The following is a 19851-nucleotide window of genomic DNA, read 5'->3' on the forward strand; positions in this document are numbered from 1 at the left end:
CATCATGTTTGACGCGATACAAATAAGAGAAGCGCATTTTCCCGGCCGTGCGCCCATTGATGCCTATGGTAATTGGGGTTTTCGCTTTGCCGATATGTCGCATCGTGGCTCAATTGTATGCGTTCCTTCCGGCATATACGGCATCGAGATGCCAAACCCTGTGCCATCAATGGCTGATATCAGTAGGGTTCTAGAGGAATCGGCAAATATCGAGGTCTTTTTAATCGGCACAGGTGTTGATCTCCTGAGGCTGCCTGAAGAACTGAAAGCAGCATTGCGCGACAAGCAGATATCAAGCGATACAATGAGCACGGGTGCAGCGGTTCGTACATTTAATGTGCTGTTGGCAGAAGATCGTGCCGTCGCAGCATTGCTTTATGCTGTCGAATGAATACGCCAGATTCATACTGTGTCGAGTTTTTGCGCAAAAACGACCGTGAAAGGTATCTTTCGGTATTGTTTGCGCCGCAGCAGAAGCGAAACGGGCTTGCTGCGCTCTATGCATTCAACGTTGAAATAGCCCGTATCCGAGAAACCGTCAGGGAACCTCTGGTTGGTGAGATACGGTTGCGATGGTGGCGCGACGCCATTTCTGGTGATCAAACGCAGGACGGTGAGGGCCATCCTGTATTGCATGCACTTTTGCAAGTGATTAACCAGTATAACCTACCAAAAGCCGCTTTCTTACGTTACTGCGATGCACGTATTTTCGATCTTTATAACGATCCTATGCCCGATACGCATGCGCTAGAGGCATATTGTGGGGAAACGGCAAGTGCGATCCTGCAATTGGCTTGCCAGATACTTGATCAAGATGCGGCACACCATGCCGTCGATGCATCTGGCCATGGCGGTGTTACACAAGCGATAACAGGTTTGCTGCGCCTTCTCCCCTTCACGCAAATGCGTGGGCAAATGTATCTGCCCGCAGATATTATCCGTGCAGTGGGCGCAAACCCGCAAGATCTCTCCTCAAGTCAGGGCAATGGAGAAGAAAAGGCAAGAGTTGTTACGGCAGTCACGGCACTTGCGCAGGAACATTACGCGATTTTCCGGTTAAATTATGCGGAGCTTCCTAAAAGCCTTAAAACGGCTTATCTGCCGTTGGCAATCATTCCCGCCATACTGAAAAGAATGGAGAAGGTTGGAGCCGAAGCGTTTATCGAGTCGATCCATTTATCGCCATTACAGCAATTGTGGTTGGTAACGAAGGCAGCCGTCAGTGGAAAAATGCCGAAGGGTTCATAACCCAGCATCGTCGGGAATAAACACCTTGCACATGTCACCTTCGGCCATCGCAGCGCTATTTTCATCTTGGATGATCAAACAATCAGCGTTGGCCAAAAATTTTATAAGCGAAGAATCCTGACTTTTTACCGGGGTAGCCAGCCACTTTCCCTCGGGATTTCGCGCAAGAGTGGCGCGCATGAAATGGCGGCGCGGGCCGTTTGCAGGAAGCGATGACGTAAGCAATGCCGTTTCAATACGGTGCGCATGGTGGCGGCCGGACATTTTTTCCAAGATAGGCACCAAGAACAGATGGGCGCATACGAGGCTCGATACCGGATTACCGGGAAGTCCTAAAACCAGCATCTTGTCTTGACCGGGAAGCGTGCCAAACATGAGGGGTTTCCCCGGACGCATGGCGATTTTCCAAAAATCCAAATCCATGCCCTGATCTTTCAAGACTGTCTGGACGAGATCATATTCTCCAACCGAAACACCACCGCTTGTCAGCAGAAGATCGGCTTTGGCCTGCTTTGCTTTGTCTATTGCGATACGGATTGAATCCTTATCGTCACGTGCTATTCCAAGATCAATGACGTCGCAATCATGGTTACGCGCAATTTGCGCAAGGCCAAACGAATTGGAGCAGATAATCTGGTCTTGTTCCATCGGGTGTCCGGGAAGGACCAACTCATCGCCTGTTGCTAAGATCGCGATACGTGGACGCCGAACAACGCTGATCGATGCGTGACCGCTCGATGCACATAGCGCGAGAGCTGCGGGTGAAAGAAGCTTTCCTTGTTTTAAAACCACGTCATTCGTTTTAAAATCGCCACCGGCGGGGCGAATATTATCATCAGGGCAAACTGCTTTTTGGAGCGTTATTGAACCGTCCGCGTTCTTCTCGATGTTTTCCTGTATGATAATTGTATCGGCATCATCAGGAACAGGCGCACCAGTGAAGATACGTACGGTTTCCCCTTCGCCAAGAGCACCATTGAAGCGCCGGCCCGCAGCCGCTTCCCCTATAACTTTAAAAGTCTTTGTCCCTCTATTATAATCGGCAAAACGCAATGCGTAACCATCCATCGCAGATGATCGGAATGGCGGTTGGGTCAATTGGGCGCTTATATCCTGCGCCAAAACCTGCCTTCTGCCAATATGGCTCAAGCTTTGATGATGGCTTTCAAGCACGTTCGTTGCGGATAGAAGACGACCCAAAGCATCATCGATATTAAGCAGTGCCATAGCGCTATCCTCTTTTCCACACTCCGGATTTTCCGCCGTGTTTCTCTTCTAAACAAATATCTGAAATAATCATTGTTTTATCAAGCGCTTTTGCCATGTCATAGAGGGTAAGACACGCAACGGACACCGCGGTCAAAGCTTCCATCTCGACGCCAGTCTTGCCGTTAAGGCTGGCTGTTGCCGTCACACGATAACCGGGAAGGGTCTTATCAGCAACAATATCAATAGAGACTTTTGTCAATTGCAGAGGATGACAAAGGGGAATGAGATCAGAAGTTTTTTTTGCTGCCATGATGCCGGCTATTCGGGCACTGGCCAAAACGTCGCCTTTTGGTGCATGGCCATTCTCGATAGCCTCAAGCGTTTTCTCGGACATGGTGATGCGCCCGCTTGCAACCGCGGTGCGCAAGGTTTCAACCTTACCACCGACATCGACCATATGCGCTTCGCCTTTGTCGTCGAGATGCGTCAGTTTCTCAGGCATTCGGCAGACCCAATAACGTCTTTGTTGCCGCAGCAACATCGTTTTGCCGCATCAGACTTTCACCTATCAGGAAGGAACGGATGTTGCTTTTTTGCAAACGCATAAGATCATCATGCGAGAATATGCCGCTTTCCCCCACAAGCAGACGATCGTCCGGCACCATATGCGCCAGCCGCTCGGCATTGGCCAAGTCAACATGGAAATCACGGAGATTGCGATTGTTGACGCCTATCAATGGCGACTTCAACTTCAAAGCCCGTTCCATTTCTTCTTCGTCATGTGTTTCTATAAGCACGTCCATTCCAAGCTCAAACGCGGTGTCCTCCAGCTCCAATGCAAGCGCGTCATCGACGGCTGCAAGAATAATCAGGATGCAATCCGCCCCCCAGGCACGCGCTTCATAGACTTGATAGCTATCAAACAGAAAGTCCTTGCGTAAAACAGGCAGCGTACATGCTTTTCTCGCTTGACGAAGAAATTCTGGCGCCCCTTGAAAGGAAGGCGTGTCTGTCAACACTGAAAGACAGGCAGCACCCCCCTTTTCATAAGCCCGGGCCAATGCAGGCGGATCAAAATCCGGTCGGATCAACCCCTTTGATGGACTGGCTTTTTTTATTTCTGCTATCAGCCCGAACGCACCGCTTTGCTCTTTATTCTGCAAAGCGCGATAGAATCCGCGCGGCCTATCGGCATCTTTTGCAATCGCTATGATATCGTCCAATGGCAATGCTATTTTTGCGGAAGCGATCTCGTCGCGTTTATAAACTTCTATCTTCTTAAGGATATCACTCATCGTCACGCACCCGGATTGTTCGAAACACGAACAAGTTGTTCAAGCTTTGCCTTGGCTTTTCCCTGATCAATACTATCGGCCGCTATCTCGACCCCCTGTTTCAAGGTTTCGGCCTTTCCCGCAATGATGAAAGCTGCTGCAGCATTTAACAAGACGATATCCCGATAGGCGCCTTTTTTTCCGTCGAGAACAGCCCGCAAGGCATCGGCATTATGCTGTGGATCGCCACCTCTCAGTGCATCCATCGTAACACGCTCCAGTCCGGCTTCTTCGGGCGTGACGATAAAGGTTGTCATTTCGCCATTTTTCAACGCGGCTACCTGGGTTTCTCCGGCCGTTGTCAATTCGTCCATACCGCTGCCGTGAACGACCCAGAGCGATTTTGAACCCAAACCTTGAAGCACCTTCGCAATTGGTTCCACCCATTCTGGTGAAAACACGCCGATCAGCTGATTGGTGACACCGGCGGGATTGGATAGCGGGCCGAGTATGTTGAAGATCGTTCTGGTGCCAAGCTCTACACGGGCCGGCCCGACATGGCGCATGGCTGAATGATGGGTAGGGGCGAACATAAAACCCAAACCCACTTCGCGGATACAACGACCAATAACCTCCGGCGTAGCATCTATATTGACACCGAGAGCAGCCAGCGCATCGGCAGCACCTGACTTTGAAGACAGCGCTCTGTTGCCGTGCTTGCCAACCGGGACACCTGCGCCTGAAACGACAAATGCCGTAGCCGTGGAGACATTATAGGAACCGGATTGATCCCCCCCTGTACCGACAATATCGACGGCACCATCGACCGAAGCGACGGGCAGCATCTTTTTGCGCATGGAAGCAACCGCTCCCGATATTTCATCAATCGTTTCGCCACGCACCCTAAGCGCCATGAGGAAACCACCAATCTGGGCGGGCGTCGCTTGCCCCGACATCATGATGGTGAAAGCCTGTTCAGCCTCGTCCCGCGTCAATGGTGTACCCGTTGCCGCCTTGTTGATGAAGGGTTTCAGGTCGCTCATCACATCCTCACTGCAGATTATTCAATATCTGGTTGTAGTTGTTTGTATTGACTTTGACAGGGTGTTCATCGCTAGCAATCTGCAACATTTCCAGCCGAAGATCTTCTGCTATTGACATGTCGATATTTTTGCGAGCCTCCGGCGCCAATGACTGGGCACTGGTGCTAAGCGGTTCAACGGATTCTGTCACTGTATAGAGTATACGGTTGTCCGCAAGCGCGCCTTTTGCCATGCCATTATGGCCTTTGGGGCCGGCAAAAACAGCATTGACACCGTCTGTCCCTAACACTTCCGCAGAAGAGCCACGCTGTAGGCCACGGGCGGTCTGCTTTTGCAGATTCAATGTTTCAGCCAATTCATCGATTGTCTTGCCAGAATCGAGTTCTTTGGCGAGTTCGGTGGCTTTTTCATCAAGTCGGCGCTGGATTTCTTCAGCTTTCCAACCGTTTATGGCGGTTTGACGAACCTCATCAAGTGTTCTGTCGCGTGCAGGTGTTATCATGGCGACGCGATACCAGAGATATCCGCCACCCTGCAGCGCTATGGGGTCCATGTCAGCACCTTCGGTTGACTGGAAAATGGCATCCAGTAAAATCGGCTGCTGCGGCAGGTCGGTGAGCGTCTGGCCTTCCGGTGTTTCTGCTTTTTCATCGACTGTTATATCTTGAAGCCGCAATTTATATTGTTGCGAAAGCTCCTGTAGCGAAACGCCCTCAAAACGCGCATTTTCAATGGCGTCGTGGTTTTCACGCATTGCTTTTGCAGCATTCGTTTGCGCCAAGGTTTGTCTGATGCCGCTTTCAGCCTCGGCAAACGGAATGGGAGCCGAAGGCGTTACATCGACAACGCGGAAGATGACAGGCCCCTGTAAATCATTGATAACGGCGCTCACACTGCCTTTGGCAAGCGTGAATACATCCGATGCAATCGTGGACGGAAATTCGGTCTTCGCTGAAGGCCCTTTGGTTATCTTTTCAAGCGTTTGGTTTTGCGATTTTACAAGGTCATCGAATGACATTCCGTCAGAAAGCTTTTTAGCAGCGCTATCAGCTTCTGAACGTGTGTTAAAGCGGAGTTCCTGAATGGTGCGCTTTTCTGGAGCAATGAAACGCGAAGCGTTTTGATTGTAATAGGCTTGAGCTTCATCTGCGGATATATCTTGCGGCTTCGCAAGTTCTTCCGCTGTCATTTGCATCAGTGTTACTTTACGATATTCCGGCGCGCGAAATTCGTTTTTGTGAGCGTCAAACCACTTGTCCAATGTGGCTTGATCAGGATCACCAATGGCATCCAATTCCTTCGGTGTGATCACCAGATAGTCGGCGGTACGGGTTTCTCCCTGATAGGTTAAAAGCGCAGAATAGAAAACATCTGGTGCTTTCATGCCGCCAACTGCACCGAAGACGAGCTGGTCGCGTTTTTCCTTGGTCGCATAATAGGCAACGAGATCGGCCTCACTCACTCGTAACTGTTGCAGGTAATTCAAAAATAAATTGCGGTTGAAGCCACCTTGTTGATGAAAGAAGCTATCTGCACCAATTGCCCGTGCTATACCATCTTTTGAAACGCCTATCTTCATCAAACGTGCTTGCTCATCAAACAGCACATCTTGCTGCAATTGATTCAAGACAAACTGAGGGATGCCGTATTGCTGCGCTTCGCCGGGGGTCAGCATGCGACCCAGATTGGATGCAACCGATACACGCATGGTTTGGTCTCCCAAAGCCAGACGATAGGTGTCGACCTTGATTTTAGACTTTCCCGAGATCAAAAGGTCGTTGCCGGTGCTTTCGCGCAACTCCGGTACGCCCCACAAAAGTGCAAAGCAGAGGAGAAGGATTCCGAGAAAGACTTTGGCAATCCAAGAGTTGACGGCGTTACGTATGGTATCAAGCATCGGTTGGTTCCGTTTTGAATTGGCTTCATAAAAGCAAAAAGCTCTGATAGGATTTGCAACAAAGGCGCACAAGATGCAAGGTTAAAGACTTGCTTTGGCTGTGCGATTTGGTAGTTAAAGTCGTAAAAATGCTTTTATGACCGTTATTGAGGTGAAATGATGACCCCGAATGTTCGACCGTTGGTCGCTGGAAACTGGAAAATGAATGGTACTGGCGAATCTCTGACGGAATTGCGTGCAATTGCCGCCGGTGTCAGCTCGGATCTCGGCCTGTTGTTTGAAGCTTTGATATGCGTGCCTGCTACGCTCTTGTCGCGCGCGGCAGATACGCTGGATGGCGAAAAGTTATTATTGGGTGGGCAGGATTGCCATATTGCCGATAGTGGCGCCCATACAGGCGACATTTCCGCACCAATGTTGAAAGAAGCCGGAGCAAGCCATGTCATTGTCGGTCATTCGGAGCGCCGTACAGACCATCATGAAAGCGATGATGTTGTTTGTGAAAAAGCACAAGCAGCATGGCGCGCCGGGCTGGTTGCCATAATCTGCGTTGGCGAAACACTCGCACAGCGTGAAGGCGGGCTTACTCTCGACATTGTCGGTCAACAACTTGCCGGCTCGCTACCTGCTGGCGCAACAGCACAGAACACAGTCGTTGCTTATGAACCTGTTTGGGCAATCGGTACCGGAAAAACACCGACCGTTGATGATGTGGCCGAAGTGCACGCTTTTATCCGTCGACAGCTTGTAGAGCGTTTTGACAGCGCAGGGCAGGAAATGCGTCTGCTCTATGGTGGTTCGGTAAAACCATCCAATGCTGTTGAACTGTTGGGTGTTAACAATGTCGATGGTGCGCTGGTTGGCGGGGCGAGTTTGAAAGCAACGGACTTTTTGGCTATTTGCGATGCATATCGGAAATTATAAGGAAAGATTTTCCGGTTGCCTCTTGGATTATGTGTTATTTGCGTGTAAACAGCCGCGAACATTAAAGTTAGAGCAGAGCATATGCAGACAGTATTGATTGTCATCCATCTTCTAATCGTTATCGCCCTTGTCGGTGTCGTCCTGATCCAGAGGTCAGAGGGCGGCGGTCTTGGTATTGGCGGTGGTTCGGGCTTCATGACAGCACGCGGAACCAAAAATGCGCTGACGCGTCTGACAGCAATTCTTGCGATCTGCTTCTTTGCTACATCTATCATTCTCGTCGTTGTGGATAGCGTTTCAAATCCAGCTTCTGACATTCTCAATCGTATTCCTACGACCGAAGGTCAGGCTCCTGCAACGGGGCAGGCACCAGCTGATGGCGCACAACCTTCTATTCTGGAACAGTTGGGCGGCAAGCCGGAAACCGAAGGCGATACCCAGTCTCAACCGCAAAGCCAGCAGGCTCCCTCTGTACCAGCACAGGAAAATCCGGTGCCTCAGCAGCCTGAAAACCCCGTTCCGGGAAATTGATGACATTAGTTTTCATCGTATGGTGAGACTTTAAGGGCGGTTTTCCGCCCTTTTTGTTTGGTTTGGGCATGCGCCGACTTTATTGCAGAATAATAAAGTGTTGCAGTGCTGCCATAGATGGTCAACATCTTTTGTTGACGAGACTGGAAGTCATTGAGAAGCGTATTAATTCAGCGTATGTGATGACCATAAGTTTCCAACAAGACGCACTTTAACCATTCGTCGCGGGATTGAGATGAGATGATCCATCGTTTATTGATTGCCGGTCTTTCCGGTGTGTTTATTGTATCCGCGGGCGCAGCTGTTGCTGCTCCAAAAGATAATCCGCAGGTAGCGGCTGCCGGCGCTGGCGGGCGTGTTCAGATCCCTGCCGTAAAAAGCTATAACGTTCCTGAAAAATACCGCCCACAAACGGTTTCTTTTTCTGGTTACAAGCCGGGAACTATCGTTATAGATCCAAAGAACTATTTTCTTTATTTGATCGAAACACCGACGACAGCTCGTCGCTATGGAATTGCTGTCGGTAAAATCGGCCTGCAATTTAAAGGGACTGCCAATATTCGTTTCAAGCGTGAGTGGCCCCGTTGGATACCAACCAAGGATATGGTGAAGCGCAGCCCGGAACATTATTCGAAATTTGCAAATGGCATGGATGGCGGTCCGGGAAATCCGCTCGGAGCGCGCGCGCTTTATCTTTGGCAAGGCAATAAAGACACCTATATCCGTATACACGGCACTGTGCAGCCTTGGACAATCGGTTCATCTGCCTCTAACGGTTGTTTCCGCATGATCAATGACGATGTGCTGGATCTCTATGATCGTGTTGATTTGGGAACTGAAGTTGTCGTTCTGTAAGTCCTAATGTTTGTCCGAATGGAAAGCCCCGCCTGATTGCGGGGCTTTTTTTATTGGCGATAAAACAGAGACTTAGCGCGATTTGGTGAATCGTTTTTTCAATAACTTGAATCAATGCATGAGCGCTCGTGGTGAGTGACCGTTTCAAAGGCTTGTGGACTTTTATATTTTTTGCGCCAAAATTTCATTTTTTACTGGAAGAATCATATTGGAGCGCTTATCACCATAAGCCCATGGCACGATATGTTTTCATTACTGGTGGCGTGGTTTCTTCCCTTGGAAAAGGCATAGCCGCAGCAGCTTTAGCTGCCTTATTACAGGCTCGCGGGTATCGCGTACGTATCCGCAAGCTAGACCCTTATCTTAATGTTGATCCGGGCACGATGTCGCCCTATCAGCACGGCGAAGTTTTTGTCACAGACGATGGCGCCGAGACAGATCTTGATCTTGGTCACTATGAACGTTTTACCGGACGTTCCGCCAACAAGCAGGACAATATTACAACTGGCCGTATTTACCGCAACATTATTGAGCGTGAACGCCGTGGAGACTATCTCGGCGCGACTGTTCAGGTTATTCCGCACGTAACGGATGAAATCAAAAACTTTATTACCGAAGGTAATGAAGATTATGATTTTGTCTTGTGTGAAATTGGCGGCACCGTCGGCGACATTGAAGCAATGCCTTTCCTTGAGGCTATTAGACAACTGCATAATGAACTCCCAAGACAAAGCGCGGTTTATGTCCATTTGACATTAATGCCGTATATACCGGCTGCAGGTGAACTTAAAACCAAACCAACACAGCATTCGGTCAAAGAACTTCAGTCGGTTGGTATTGCCCCCGATATTTTACTTGTTCGCTCCGACCGTCCGATTCCTGAATCGGAAAGGCGCAAATTATCACTGTTTTGTAACGTCCGTCCTACCGCGGTTATTCAGGCACTGGACGTCAAGGCAATCTACGATGTTCCCATTGCCTACCATCGTGAAGGGCTCGATTCGGAAGTGCTCGCTGCTTTTGGCATTGATCCGGCACCGAAGCCGAAGATGGAACGCTGGGAAGAAATTACACGCCGTATACATAATCCCGAAGGTGAGGTTACCATTGCGATTGTTGGCAAATATACGGGATTGAAAGACGCTTATAAATCTCTGATAGAAGCTTTGACGCATGGCGGCCTTGCCAATAAGGTCAAGGTCAATCTTGAATGGATCGAATCCGAACTTTTCGAAAAAGAGGATCCAACGCCCTATCTCGAAAAAGTTCATGGTATTCTTGTTCCGGGTGCATTCGGTGAGCGTGGGGCGGAAGGCAAGATCCAAGCAATCCGTTTTGCCCGCGAACGTAAAGTGCCGTTCTTCGGTATCTGTTTCGGTATGCAAATGGCGTGTGTCGAAGCGGCGCGTAACCTTTGCGGTATTGAAAATGCGTCGTCGACGGAATTCGGTCCAACGAAGGAACCTGTTGTCGGTCTTATGACAGAATGGCTAAAGGGGAATGCGTTGGAAAAACGTGCAGCCTCCGGTGATCTGGGCGGAACAATGCGGCTTGGCGCTTATGAAGCTATGCTGGGTGAGGGCAGTCATATAGCCAAGATTTATGGAAAATCGGATATATTCGAACGCCATCGGCACCGCTATGAAGTTAATGTGGATTATAAGCAAAGACTTGAGGACTGTGGTCTGGTCTTTGCCGGAATGTCACCGGATGGAATTTTACCAGAAACGGTGGAATATCGCGACCATCCTTGGTTTATCGGTGTACAGTACCATCCGGAATTGAAATCGAGGCCTTTTGAACCTCATCCTCTGTTCGCCTCATTTATTGAGGCGGCGATGGAACAAAGTAGACTGGTGTAGTTTTTGAAACGATTTGTCGACCATTTTGTCTTGCCAGTGGCCTCATTAGAGGCTGCGGCAGGCAATCTGTCGCGTTTAGGCTTCACCGTGGCTGCCGAGGGGCGACATCCATTCGGAACAGCAAACCGCTGTGTTTTTCTATCACGCGACACATACCTAGAATTTCTAGCGGTGGATGATGACAACAACTACCTAAAAGCGATTGAAGCGCGAAACCAATTCATCGTAAGAGACCGTTACTGGCGGCAGAAAAACGGTGATAATGGCTTTTCTGCTATGGTTTTCAAGACGGATGATGCAGATCAAGATCATCTGGAATTTCTAGATGCCGGCATCTCTGCTGGTGACATGCTGGAATTCGAACGTCCCTTCCGATTGCCGGATGGTGATGTGCAAAGAGCCGCTTTTCGCTTGGCTTTCGCAGTGGAATCCAAAGATAGTGATGTGTTTTTCTTTTGCTGCCAACGCATTGGCAGTCAGATGGGTGGAAAGTCAGCTTTGGAGCAGCATCAAAACGGTGCCAATCGTTTGTTGACCGTTTATATGTCCGCCGAGAAACCGGATCGTTATCGCGAAGTTTTAGATAAGATTTTCCGCTCTTCTCCATCTTTGATTGAGCCTGATTTGATTTGTTACCAACTTCCAAATGCCGAAGTCAGATTACTATCAAACCAGGCGATGTTTGATTTCTGCGGCGTCGAAACAGCTGGAAATTCTAAGTTGTCGTTTCGTGGTTTAGGTTTTGGGGTGTCGTGTTTGACGAAACCAGCATCATATTTCCTGCATAATAATGTTGCACATAAGAAAGAACGTGAACGTTTGATTGTCGTGCCGGAAGATAAGCAGAGCCCCTTTTACGTATTTGAGGAATGAAATGACCACAGCAAACAGCTCCATCACTGTCGGGAATGTTACGTTCAGCAATAAGGCTCCGTTGTCGTTGATTGCGGGCCCTTGCCAAATGGAAAGTCGCGATCATGCTTTTGATATGGCCGGCGGTATTAAGGAAATTACCGATCGACTGGGCATCGGACTGGTCTATAAATCAAGCTATGATAAAGCCAATCGTACATCGTTGAATGGCAAACGCGGAATTGGCCTTGAGAAGGCAATGGACGTTTTTGCCGACTTGAAAAGCCAATTCGGTTTTCCCGTTCTGACTGACGTACACACGGAAGACCAATGCGCTGCCGTCGCACCCGTAGTGGATGTATTGCAAATACCGGCATTTTTGTGCCGGCAAACCGATCTTTTGATTGCAGCTGCTAAAACCGGACGGGTTATTAATGTAAAAAAGGGTCAGTTTTTGGCGCCTTGGGACATGAAAAACGTTCTGGCCAAGGTCACCGAGAGTGGAAATGCCAATGTCATGGCATGCGAACGCGGTGTCTCGTTTGGCTATAACACCTTAGTTTCCGATATGCGGGCGTTGCCAATCATGGCATCATTCGGTTCGCCGGTCATATTTGATGCAACCCATTCTGTGCAGCAGCCGGGCGGGCAGGGTGGTTCTTCAGGTGGTCAACGGGAATTTGTTGAAACTCTGGCGCGCGCGGCTGTTGCCGTTGGTGTTGCCGGTGTATTCATTGAAACCCATCAGGATCCAGACCACGCGCCCTCCGACGGGCCCAACATGGTAAAGTTGAGTGATCTGTCAAGTCTGCTTGAGACTTTGATGGCCTTTGATAAACTGGCAAAGCAACTGTAATCAATTTCATACATGTCGGGGAATATTCCCGACATGTATTTGGTTAAAGCATAAGACTAATCAAACAAACCCAATCGGGAAGGAAACGATAGATGACTGCAATTGTGGATATTGTTGGCCGTGAAGTTCTGGATAGCCGTGGCAATCCGACTGTCGAAGTTGATGTCGTGTTGGAAGATGGCGCATTTGGCCGCGCGATCGTTCCTTCCGGTGCGTCCACAGGCGCGCATGAGGCGGTAGAGCTTCGTGATGGTGGAACACGCTATCAAGGTAAGGGTGTCGAAAAAGCTGTTGCAGCTGTTAACGGTGAGATCCTGGAAGAGCTCGGCGGACGCGATGCTGAAGACCAGATTGCCGTGGATCAGGCGATGATCGCATTGGATGGCACGCCGAACAAGGCTCGCCTCGGTGCCAACGCTATTCTGGGTGTATCATTAGCTGTCGCGAAAGCGGCTGCGGAATCGGCCGGGTTGCCACTCTACCGCTATGTTGGAGGCACGCAAGCCCATCTTCTGCCAACTCCAATGATGAACATTATTAATGGCGGCGTCCATGCCGACAACCCGATCGACTTTCAGGAATTTATGATTGTACCGGTTGGTGCGCCAACCTTGAAAGAGGCCGTCCGTTACGGGGCAGAAGTTTTTCATACACTCAAGAAACGCCTGAAAGACGCTGGTCTTAATACCAATGTGGGCGATGAAGGTGGTTTCGCACCGGATTTGAAGAGTGCCGAAAATGCACTGGATTTCATTATGGAGTCTATCGAGGCTGCTGGATATAAGCCCGGTGAACAGATTGCCATTGGTCTCGATTGCGCATCAACCGAGTTCTTCAAAAACGGCGCCTATGTCTACGAGGGCGAGGGCAAAACCCGCAATGCATTGCAGCAAGCCGAGTATTTGGCGAAATTGATTTCTTCTTACCCCATTATCACGATTGAAGATGGTATGGCAGAAGATGATTGGGAAGGCTGGAAAGTTCTTACCGATCTCGTCGGCAATAAGTGTCAATTGGTTGGTGATGATCTATTTGTGACGAATTCTGCCCGTTTGCGCGACGGTATTAAAATGGGTGTGGCCAACTCAATTCTGGTTAAAGTCAATCAGATTGGCTCCCTTAGTGAAACATTGGATGCCGTTGAAACAGCCCACAAGGCAGGTTATACTGCTGTTATGTCTCACCGTTCGGGTGAAACAGAGGATTCAACGATTGCGGATCTGGCTGTTGCCACCAATTGCGGACAGATCAAGACGGGTTCTTTGGCTCGGTCTGACCGGTTGGCTAAGTACAATCAATTGATTCGTATTGAAGAAGAGCTTGGACCGCAGGCACGTTACGCTGGCGCATCGGCATTTCGTATCTAAGTTCTCTGAATAGTGAAATTAAAAAAAAGCGGGCTTCTGCCCGCTTTTTTATTTCATTCCATGTTTTTTATACCGTACATATTCGCTCCCACACTATTTTATTATGTATGGAAATTTGGTTTCTCCTCATGTTGAAGAGTTCTTGCTATGCGTACTTTGGAAAAATATCTTGAAAAACCAAATGAAACACATGTTCATATTGCGATTGCCATAGACCGGTTTTATAAACCTCTATCTTTATTTCATTAGGAGAATTTATATGAGGGGATCTATTCTTAGTTACAATCAGAATAGAGGGCTGATCTCGGGACAAGACGGCAATCGTTACGAGTTTGTGCGCATGGATTGGGCGGGCCAAGGTGAGCCAGCTGCGGGCGCTGAAGTCGACTTTATTGGCGAAGGAAATCTGGCCAAGAACGTCTTTCCACTACAGGTAGGATCGAAACATTCCAAGATTGTTCTTGCAATTGTTTGCTGGTTCTTTGGTGTATTAGGTGTTCATCGTTTTATGGTCGGAAAAATCGGTACGGGTATATTGATGCTCGTTTTGACATTGACGGTTATTGGCATTTTTATCACGGCCATTTGGGCTCTGATCGATTTTATCGTTATTCTCATGGGTAACTTTACCGATAAAGACGGCAATAAAATCGATAGTGAACGGATCTAACATTACCCGTTTCGGGTTTGTGTTACTTTCGAATTTGTAGATGGATGGTTTCGCGCTCTGCGAGCCATCCATTTTTTTGCGATATGTTTTGCGCAATAAAGATCTGGAGCTTGGCAGACCGGGAAACGAGATTTGGCAATATGGAACTATTCGATCGGCTAAACGCGCTTATGTCGATGCGATGAGAGGTCGATTGGTTAGATTATTCCAGTCGGGTGCTATTGCTCTCAGGGAAGCTGTTGAAATAAACAAAAAAAGTGCGCCCTTTTTTGATGGCGGTAATCGGACGTTAATCAAAATTGTGCATGACTGAGCCGAGTCGTTCAGGAAGCGAGAATATGTGGACCAAGCAAAAACGTAGATCAATTAAAGGGCGATTTGTTTTGCCATTGATGACGATTGGTGTCTTGGGATATTTCGGCTATCATATCTATCATGGTGAATATGGGCTTTACTCGCGTGTAAAGGTTGAGCAGCATATTGATAGTTTGAACGCTGAGTTGACAAAGCTTGAGACGGAACGGCTCGGAATAGAAAAGAAAGTCGCATTGTTGAAAGACGGCCATATAGAACGCGATATGCTCGACGAATATGCGAGGAAAAATTTGAACCTTTCTAAGCCGAACGAGTTGGTTATTTTGACCTCTCCGGGTGATCTTTCGAATTAACCAAAATCGAGTTAATTAAGAAAATCAATTTAAATACAATCGATTAAAAGAAATTCACAGCGTTTTTATAGTGCTTGTATCTTTCGCTCGGACAGCGTATTTTTAAACAACCATTATAGGGAGTTTGATATGGCAGCACGGGCTAAAAAAACTTCTGCGAAAAAAACGCAGATTGCATTATCCAACACCGCCAAAACGCCGAAGCCGGCAGATTTCACCAAGGAAGAAGAGCTGGACGCATATCGCGAAATGCTCTTGATCCGTCGCTTTGAAGAAAAAGCGGGTCAGCTGTATGGTATGGGCTTTATCGGTGGGTTTTGTCACCTTTACATCGGGCAGGAAGCTGTCGTCACAGGTACGTTGAAGGCTGCCAAGGAAGGCGACCAGATTATCACATCTTATCGTGATCATGGACATATGCTGGCTGCAGGCATGAGCCCTCGTGGTGTCATGGCAGAATTGACCGGGCGTCAAGGCGGCTTTTCCAAGGGTAAAGGCGGCTCCATGCATATGTTCTCAAAGGAAAAGAACTTTTACGGCGGTCATGGTATTGTGGGCGCGCAGGTGCCAATTGGTACAGGTTTGGCGTTTTCCAATCAATATTTAGGTAAAGACAATGTCACTCTGGTCTATTTCGGTGATGGTGCAGCCAATCAGGGGCAGGTCTATGAAAGCTTCAATATGGCATCGCTTTGGAAGCTTCCTGTGATCTATGTCATTGAAAATAATCAGTATGCGATGGGGACAGCCGTTTCGCGTGCGTCGGCTGAAACTGACTTCTCACGTCGTGGTCTTTCCTTTGAAATTCCGGGGCTTGTAGTTGATGGTATGGATGTTCGTGCTGTCAAATCTGCTTCGGATGAAGCAATTGCCTGGGCGCGTGCGGGCAAAGGCCCGATCATTCTTGACATGCAAACCTATCGCTATCGCGGACATTCGATGTCCGATCCGGCCAAATATCGCACGAAAGAAGAAGTGCAGAAGGTTCGTGCTGAACATGATCCTATCGATCAGGTAAAAAACCGGTTGATCGATAAAGGATGGGCGAGCGAAGATTCGTTGAAGGATATCGATAAGCAGGTTCGTTCAATTGTTGCTGATGCGGCCGATTTTGCACAAACTGATCCGGAGCCGGATGTTTCCGAGCTCTATACCGATATTCTAGTTTAAAGCGAGGAAAGCGACTATGTCTATTGATATTTTGATGCCGGCGCTTTCTCCAACGATGGAAGAAGGTAAACTCTCGAAATGGTTGAAAAAAGAGGGTGATACAGTAACCTCCGGTGATATTATTGCCGAGATTGAAACCGATAAGGCTACAATGGAAGTTGAGGCTGTTGATGAAGGTACAATAGGAAAGATCCTGGTGCCTGAAGGTGCTGAAGGTGTGAAGGTTAATACACCGATCGCGGTTTTGCTTGAAGAAGGTGAAACGGCAGATGACATCGGAAAAGCGGTTAATCCATCCAAAACCTCGGCGGAACAAGAATCTGCGCAAAAGCCTGCGCCAGAGTCTGCTGCTCCGGCAGTGGCTGCGCCCGCACCGGCGATTGTCGCATCTGATCCTGATATTCCTGCCGGTACGGAAATGGTCATGATGACAGTACGCGATGCGCTTAATCAGGCAATGGCTGAAGAGATGCGTCGTGACGAAACAGTCTTTTTGATGGGTGAAGAAGTTGCTCAATATCAGGGCGCTTATAAAGTCAGTCAGGGATTGTTGGAAGAGTTTGGCGCACGTCGCGTTGTCGATACGCCGATAACCGAACATGGTTTTGCCGGTCTTGGTGTCGGTGCTGCCTTTGGTGGTTTGCGGCCGATTGTTGAGTTCATGACCTTCAACTTTGCTATGCAGGCAATTGACCAGATTATCAATTCAGCTGCCAAGACACGGTATATGTCGGGCGGCCAAATGTCTGCGCCGATGGTTTTCCGCGGCCCCAATGGTGCTGCGGCACGCGTGGGGGCGCAGCATTCACAGTGTTATGCGTCTTGGTATAGCCATATTCCAGGTTTGAAGGTTGTTATGCCTTATACTGCGGCTGATGCCAAAGGTCTTTTAAAGGCCGCTATCCGCGACAATAATCCGGTTATATTCCTTGAAAATGAGCTGCTTTACGGCCATCAGTTTGAAGTTCCAAAACTTGATGACTTCGTTTTGCCGATTGGCAAGGCGCGGATCCATAAAGCCGGCAATGATGTGACGATGGTTGCTTATGGTATGGGCATGAATTACGCTGTCCAAGCACTTCCGGAATTGGAAAAGCTCGGTATTGACGCAGAGTTGATTGACCTTCGGACTATCCGTCCCATGGATTTGCCGACGATTATAGAATCGGTCAAGAAAACCGGCCGCTTGGTTACCGTTGAAGAAGGCTATCCGCAGTCATCGGTTGGTACAGAGATTGCAACGCGCGTCATGCAACAGGCTTTCGACTATCTCGATGCACCTGTGGTGACCATTGCAGGTAAAGATGTTCCGATGCCTTATGCGGCAAATCTTGAAAAATTGGCCTTGCCGAGTGTGGCCGAAGTGGTCGATGCAGTGAAATCTGTGACCTATAAGGCTTAGAGGAGAGTGCACCATGCCGATTAAGATTACCATGCCAGCGCTGTCTCCCACGATGGAAGAGGGCAATCTGGCAAAGTGGAATGTCAAAGAAGGCGATAAAGTCGCTTCAGGTGATGTAATCTGCGAAATCGAGACTGATAAAGCCACGATGGAAGTGGAAGCTGTGGACGAGGGAACAATCGCGAAAATTGTTGTTCCCGCTGGTACGCAGGGTGTCAAAGTTAATGCGCTTATTGCGGTCCTGGCTGAAGAAGGAGAGGATCTCGCGGAAGCAGCAAAAGCTGCCGATAGCACTGCAACGTCATCGCCGACTCAGGTTGCTGCCGCGCCGGCGCCAACGGATGCCGCTCCCAAAGCGGTTGTTTCAGCTGTTGCCGCAGCACCGGCCCAAAAAGGTGAGCGAATTTTCGCATCGCCTCTGGCACGCCGGTTGGCTACGCAAGCTGGATTGGATCTGTCGGGTATTGCAGGCAGCGGCCCGCATGGACGTATCATCAAACGCGATGTCGACAAGGCTGTTGCAGGCGGTGGCGCAAAGCCTGCTGCGTCTTCGGCTCAGGCACCAGTATTGGCCACCGGTGCATCGGATGAACAGACGCTTAAGCTGTTCAAAGATAATGAATATGAGCTTGTCCCGCACGACGGGATGCGCAAGACAATTGCCAAGCGACTGGTTGAATCCAAGCAGACAGTACCGCATTTCTACGTCACCGTAGATTGCGAGCTTGATGCATTGTTGAAATTGCGCGCTGAGCTGAACGCAGCAGCACCGGTAACCAAAACCGAGAACGGTGAAAAGCCGGCATACAAGCTTTCGGTCAATGATCTGGTTATCAAAGCGACAGCGCTGGCTTTGAAAGCTATCCCCGATGCCAATGTCTCGTGGTTGGATAGCGGCATGATCCGGCATAAGTTCGCGGATGTCGGCGTTGCAGTTTCGATACCAAATGGGCTGATAACCCCGATCATACGCCACGCTGATGAAAAGTCACTTTCCACCATTTCAAACGAAATGAAGGATTTGGCCAAGCGTGCGCGGGAGCGTAAGTTGAAACCTGAGGAATATCAGGGCGGCACCACAGCAGTATCCAATATGGGTATGTATGGGGTTAAAGACTTTGCTGCTATCATAAACCCACCGCATGCAACTATTTTCGCAATCGGTGCCGGCGAACAGCGGGCAGTTGTCAAAAATGGCGCGCTTGCCATTGCGACAGTGATGTCGGTGACCTTATCTACCGACCATAGAGCGGTGGATGGTGCTCTGGCTGCGGAACTTGCTCAAGCTTTCAAAAAGCTCATTGAAAATCCGCTTGGCATGTTGGTGTAGTTATGGGCAAGACAGTCCTTGCATTTGGTGACTCCCTTACGTGGGGCCTTCATCCGTCAGGACTGTCACGCCATGCACCATCGCATCGTTGGCCTTGCGTGTTGAAAACACACTTGCCGGTGGGAATAGACGTTATCGAAGAAGGCTTGTGCGGGCGCACGACCGTATTTGATGATATGACAGTCGCTGAAGAGCGTAATGGTGCGAGAGTCTTACCGACAATTTTGGGGTCGCATCAACCTGTTGACCTCATCATTATCATGCTTGGAACAAACGACTTGAAATCGTTTATTGCGGGTTCTGCTGTCGCAGCCAGCTTCGGGATGAGACGTTTGGTACAAATCGTGCGTTCGCATCCCTATATGTTTGATATCGTCGCGCCGGATATTCTGCTTGTCGCTCCGCCGCATTTGGTGGAAAGCGGTAATCCTTACAGTTCGGCACGGTTCAATGGTGCGTTGGGGGAAGCAAAAAAACTATCCATGTTATATTCCGATCTTGCCGATGAGCTGGAATGCGCATTTTTTGACGCTGCATCTGTTGCCGTCGCTTCACCGTTGGATGGCGTGCATTTGGATGAAAATAACACAAAAGCAATTGGCAAAGGACTTGCGCCGCTGGTGAGTATGATACTGGGCCTTTAGTGCGGTTCCTGAATGATGTGAAACATTTTCGGATAATACACCGCGTTAG

At 49.1% G+C, this 19851-nt stretch carries 20 protein-coding genes; 15 read left to right on the forward strand and 5 right to left on the reverse strand.

Annotated elements, in window-relative coordinates; genetic code table 11:
* The first annotated feature begins 4 nt into the window (after positions 1–4).
* Positions 5–391, forward strand: a complete 387-nt coding sequence (locus ACYSNS_RS06255) for an Mth938-like domain-containing protein (RefSeq protein ID WP_461722277.1) — start codon at positions 5–7, stop codon at positions 389–391.
* Complete coding sequence (locus ACYSNS_RS06260) at positions 388–1248, forward strand: phytoene/squalene synthase family protein (protein WP_461722278.1); 861 nt, start codon at positions 388–390, stop codon at positions 1246–1248. The genes ACYSNS_RS06255 and ACYSNS_RS06260 overlap by 4 nt, the downstream gene beginning before the upstream one ends.
* On the opposite strand, the gene ACYSNS_RS06265 is transcribed toward ACYSNS_RS06260, so the two are convergent.
* From ACYSNS_RS06265 to ACYSNS_RS06285, 5 genes are read right to left on the reverse strand one after another with little or no spacing between them, the layout of a single operon-like run.
* Positions 1243–2475, reverse strand: coding sequence for a molybdopterin molybdotransferase MoeA (locus ACYSNS_RS06265; protein ID WP_461722279.1), 1233 nt, complete (start codon positions 2473–2475; stop codon positions 1243–1245). The genes ACYSNS_RS06260 and ACYSNS_RS06265 overlap by 6 nt on opposite strands.
* A gap of 4 nt (positions 2476–2479) precedes the next feature.
* Positions 2480–2959, reverse strand: a complete 480-nt coding sequence (gene moaC / locus ACYSNS_RS06270; RefSeq protein ID WP_461722280.1) for a cyclic pyranopterin monophosphate synthase MoaC — start codon at positions 2957–2959, stop codon at positions 2480–2482.
* A complete protein-coding gene (trpC, locus tag ACYSNS_RS06275; RefSeq protein ID WP_461722281.1) occupies positions 2952–3752 on the reverse strand; it encodes an indole-3-glycerol phosphate synthase TrpC in 801 nt (266 codons plus the stop codon). Before trpC ends, moaC begins: the two co-directional genes overlap by 8 nt.
* Positions 3753–3754: 2 nt before the next feature.
* The gene (gene trpD, locus ACYSNS_RS06280) at positions 3755–4774 is read right to left on the reverse strand and encodes an anthranilate phosphoribosyltransferase (protein ID WP_461722282.1); all 1020 of its coding nucleotides are present in this window, start codon (positions 4772–4774) and stop codon (positions 3755–3757) included.
* 7 nt (positions 4775–4781) lie between these two features.
* A complete protein-coding gene (locus tag ACYSNS_RS06285) occupies positions 4782–6671 on the reverse strand; it encodes a peptidyl-prolyl cis-trans isomerase (RefSeq protein ID WP_461722283.1) in 1890 nt (629 codons plus the stop codon).
* 159 nt (positions 6672–6830) lie between these two features.
* On the opposite strand from ACYSNS_RS06285, the gene tpiA reads away from it, so the two are divergent.
* From tpiA to ACYSNS_RS06350, 13 genes are all read left to right on the forward strand, one after another.
* Positions 6831–7595, forward strand: a complete 765-nt coding sequence (gene tpiA, locus ACYSNS_RS06290) for a triose-phosphate isomerase (RefSeq protein WP_461722407.1) — start codon at positions 6831–6833, stop codon at positions 7593–7595.
* 81 nt (positions 7596–7676) lie between these two features.
* Complete coding sequence (gene secG, locus ACYSNS_RS06295) at positions 7677–8126, forward strand: preprotein translocase subunit SecG (RefSeq protein WP_461722284.1); 450 nt, start codon at positions 7677–7679, stop codon at positions 8124–8126.
* A gap of 240 nt (positions 8127–8366) precedes the next feature.
* Positions 8367–8981, forward strand: a complete 615-nt coding sequence (locus tag ACYSNS_RS06300; protein WP_461722285.1) for a L,D-transpeptidase — start codon at positions 8367–8369, stop codon at positions 8979–8981.
* Positions 8982–9214: 233 nt separating this feature from the next.
* Positions 9215–10843, forward strand: a complete 1629-nt coding sequence (locus tag ACYSNS_RS06305; protein ID WP_461722286.1) for a CTP synthase — start codon at positions 9215–9217, stop codon at positions 10841–10843.
* 3 nt (positions 10844–10846) lie between these two features.
* Entirely contained in the window at positions 10847–11716 is an 870-nt protein-coding gene (locus ACYSNS_RS06310; protein WP_461722287.1) for a VOC family protein, read from the forward strand.
* A gap of 1 nt (position 11717) precedes the next feature.
* On the forward strand, positions 11718–12551 hold the full coding sequence (gene kdsA, locus ACYSNS_RS06315; RefSeq protein ID WP_461722288.1) for a 3-deoxy-8-phosphooctulonate synthase: 834 nt from the start codon (positions 11718–11720) through the stop codon (positions 12549–12551).
* Positions 12552–12643: 92 nt separating this feature from the next.
* Positions 12644–13918: a phosphopyruvate hydratase gene (eno, locus tag ACYSNS_RS06320; RefSeq protein ID WP_461722289.1), complete on the forward strand. Its 1275-nt coding sequence runs from the start codon at positions 12644–12646 to the stop codon at positions 13916–13918.
* Positions 13919–14177: 259 nt separating this feature from the next.
* Positions 14178–14588 carry a TM2 domain-containing protein gene (locus ACYSNS_RS06325; RefSeq protein WP_461722290.1) on the forward strand — a complete coding sequence of 137 codons (411 nt, stop codon included), beginning with the start codon at positions 14178–14180 and terminating at the stop codon, positions 14586–14588.
* A 338-nt stretch (positions 14589–14926) separates the two neighbouring features.
* Positions 14927–15256 carry an FtsB family cell division protein gene (locus ACYSNS_RS06330; protein ID WP_461722291.1) on the forward strand — a complete coding sequence of 110 codons (330 nt, stop codon included), beginning with the start codon at positions 14927–14929 and terminating at the stop codon, positions 15254–15256.
* 129 nt (positions 15257–15385) lie between these two features.
* Complete coding sequence (gene pdhA / locus ACYSNS_RS06335; RefSeq protein WP_461722292.1) at positions 15386–16426, forward strand: pyruvate dehydrogenase (acetyl-transferring) E1 component subunit alpha; 1041 nt, start codon at positions 15386–15388, stop codon at positions 16424–16426.
* 55 nt (positions 16427–16481) lie between these two features.
* A complete protein-coding gene (locus ACYSNS_RS06340) occupies positions 16482–17828 on the forward strand; it encodes a pyruvate dehydrogenase complex E1 component subunit beta (RefSeq protein WP_461722408.1) in 1347 nt (448 codons plus the stop codon).
* A gap of 13 nt (positions 17829–17841) precedes the next feature.
* Entirely contained in the window at positions 17842–19158 is a 1317-nt protein-coding gene (locus ACYSNS_RS06345; protein ID WP_461722293.1) for a pyruvate dehydrogenase complex dihydrolipoamide acetyltransferase, read from the forward strand.
* A 2-nt stretch (positions 19159–19160) separates the two neighbouring features.
* Complete coding sequence (locus ACYSNS_RS06350) at positions 19161–19802, forward strand: SGNH/GDSL hydrolase family protein (RefSeq protein ID WP_461722294.1); 642 nt, start codon at positions 19161–19163, stop codon at positions 19800–19802.
* Positions 19803–19851 lie beyond the last annotated feature (49 nt).

Source organism: Bartonella sp. LJL80 (assembly GCF_054871565.1).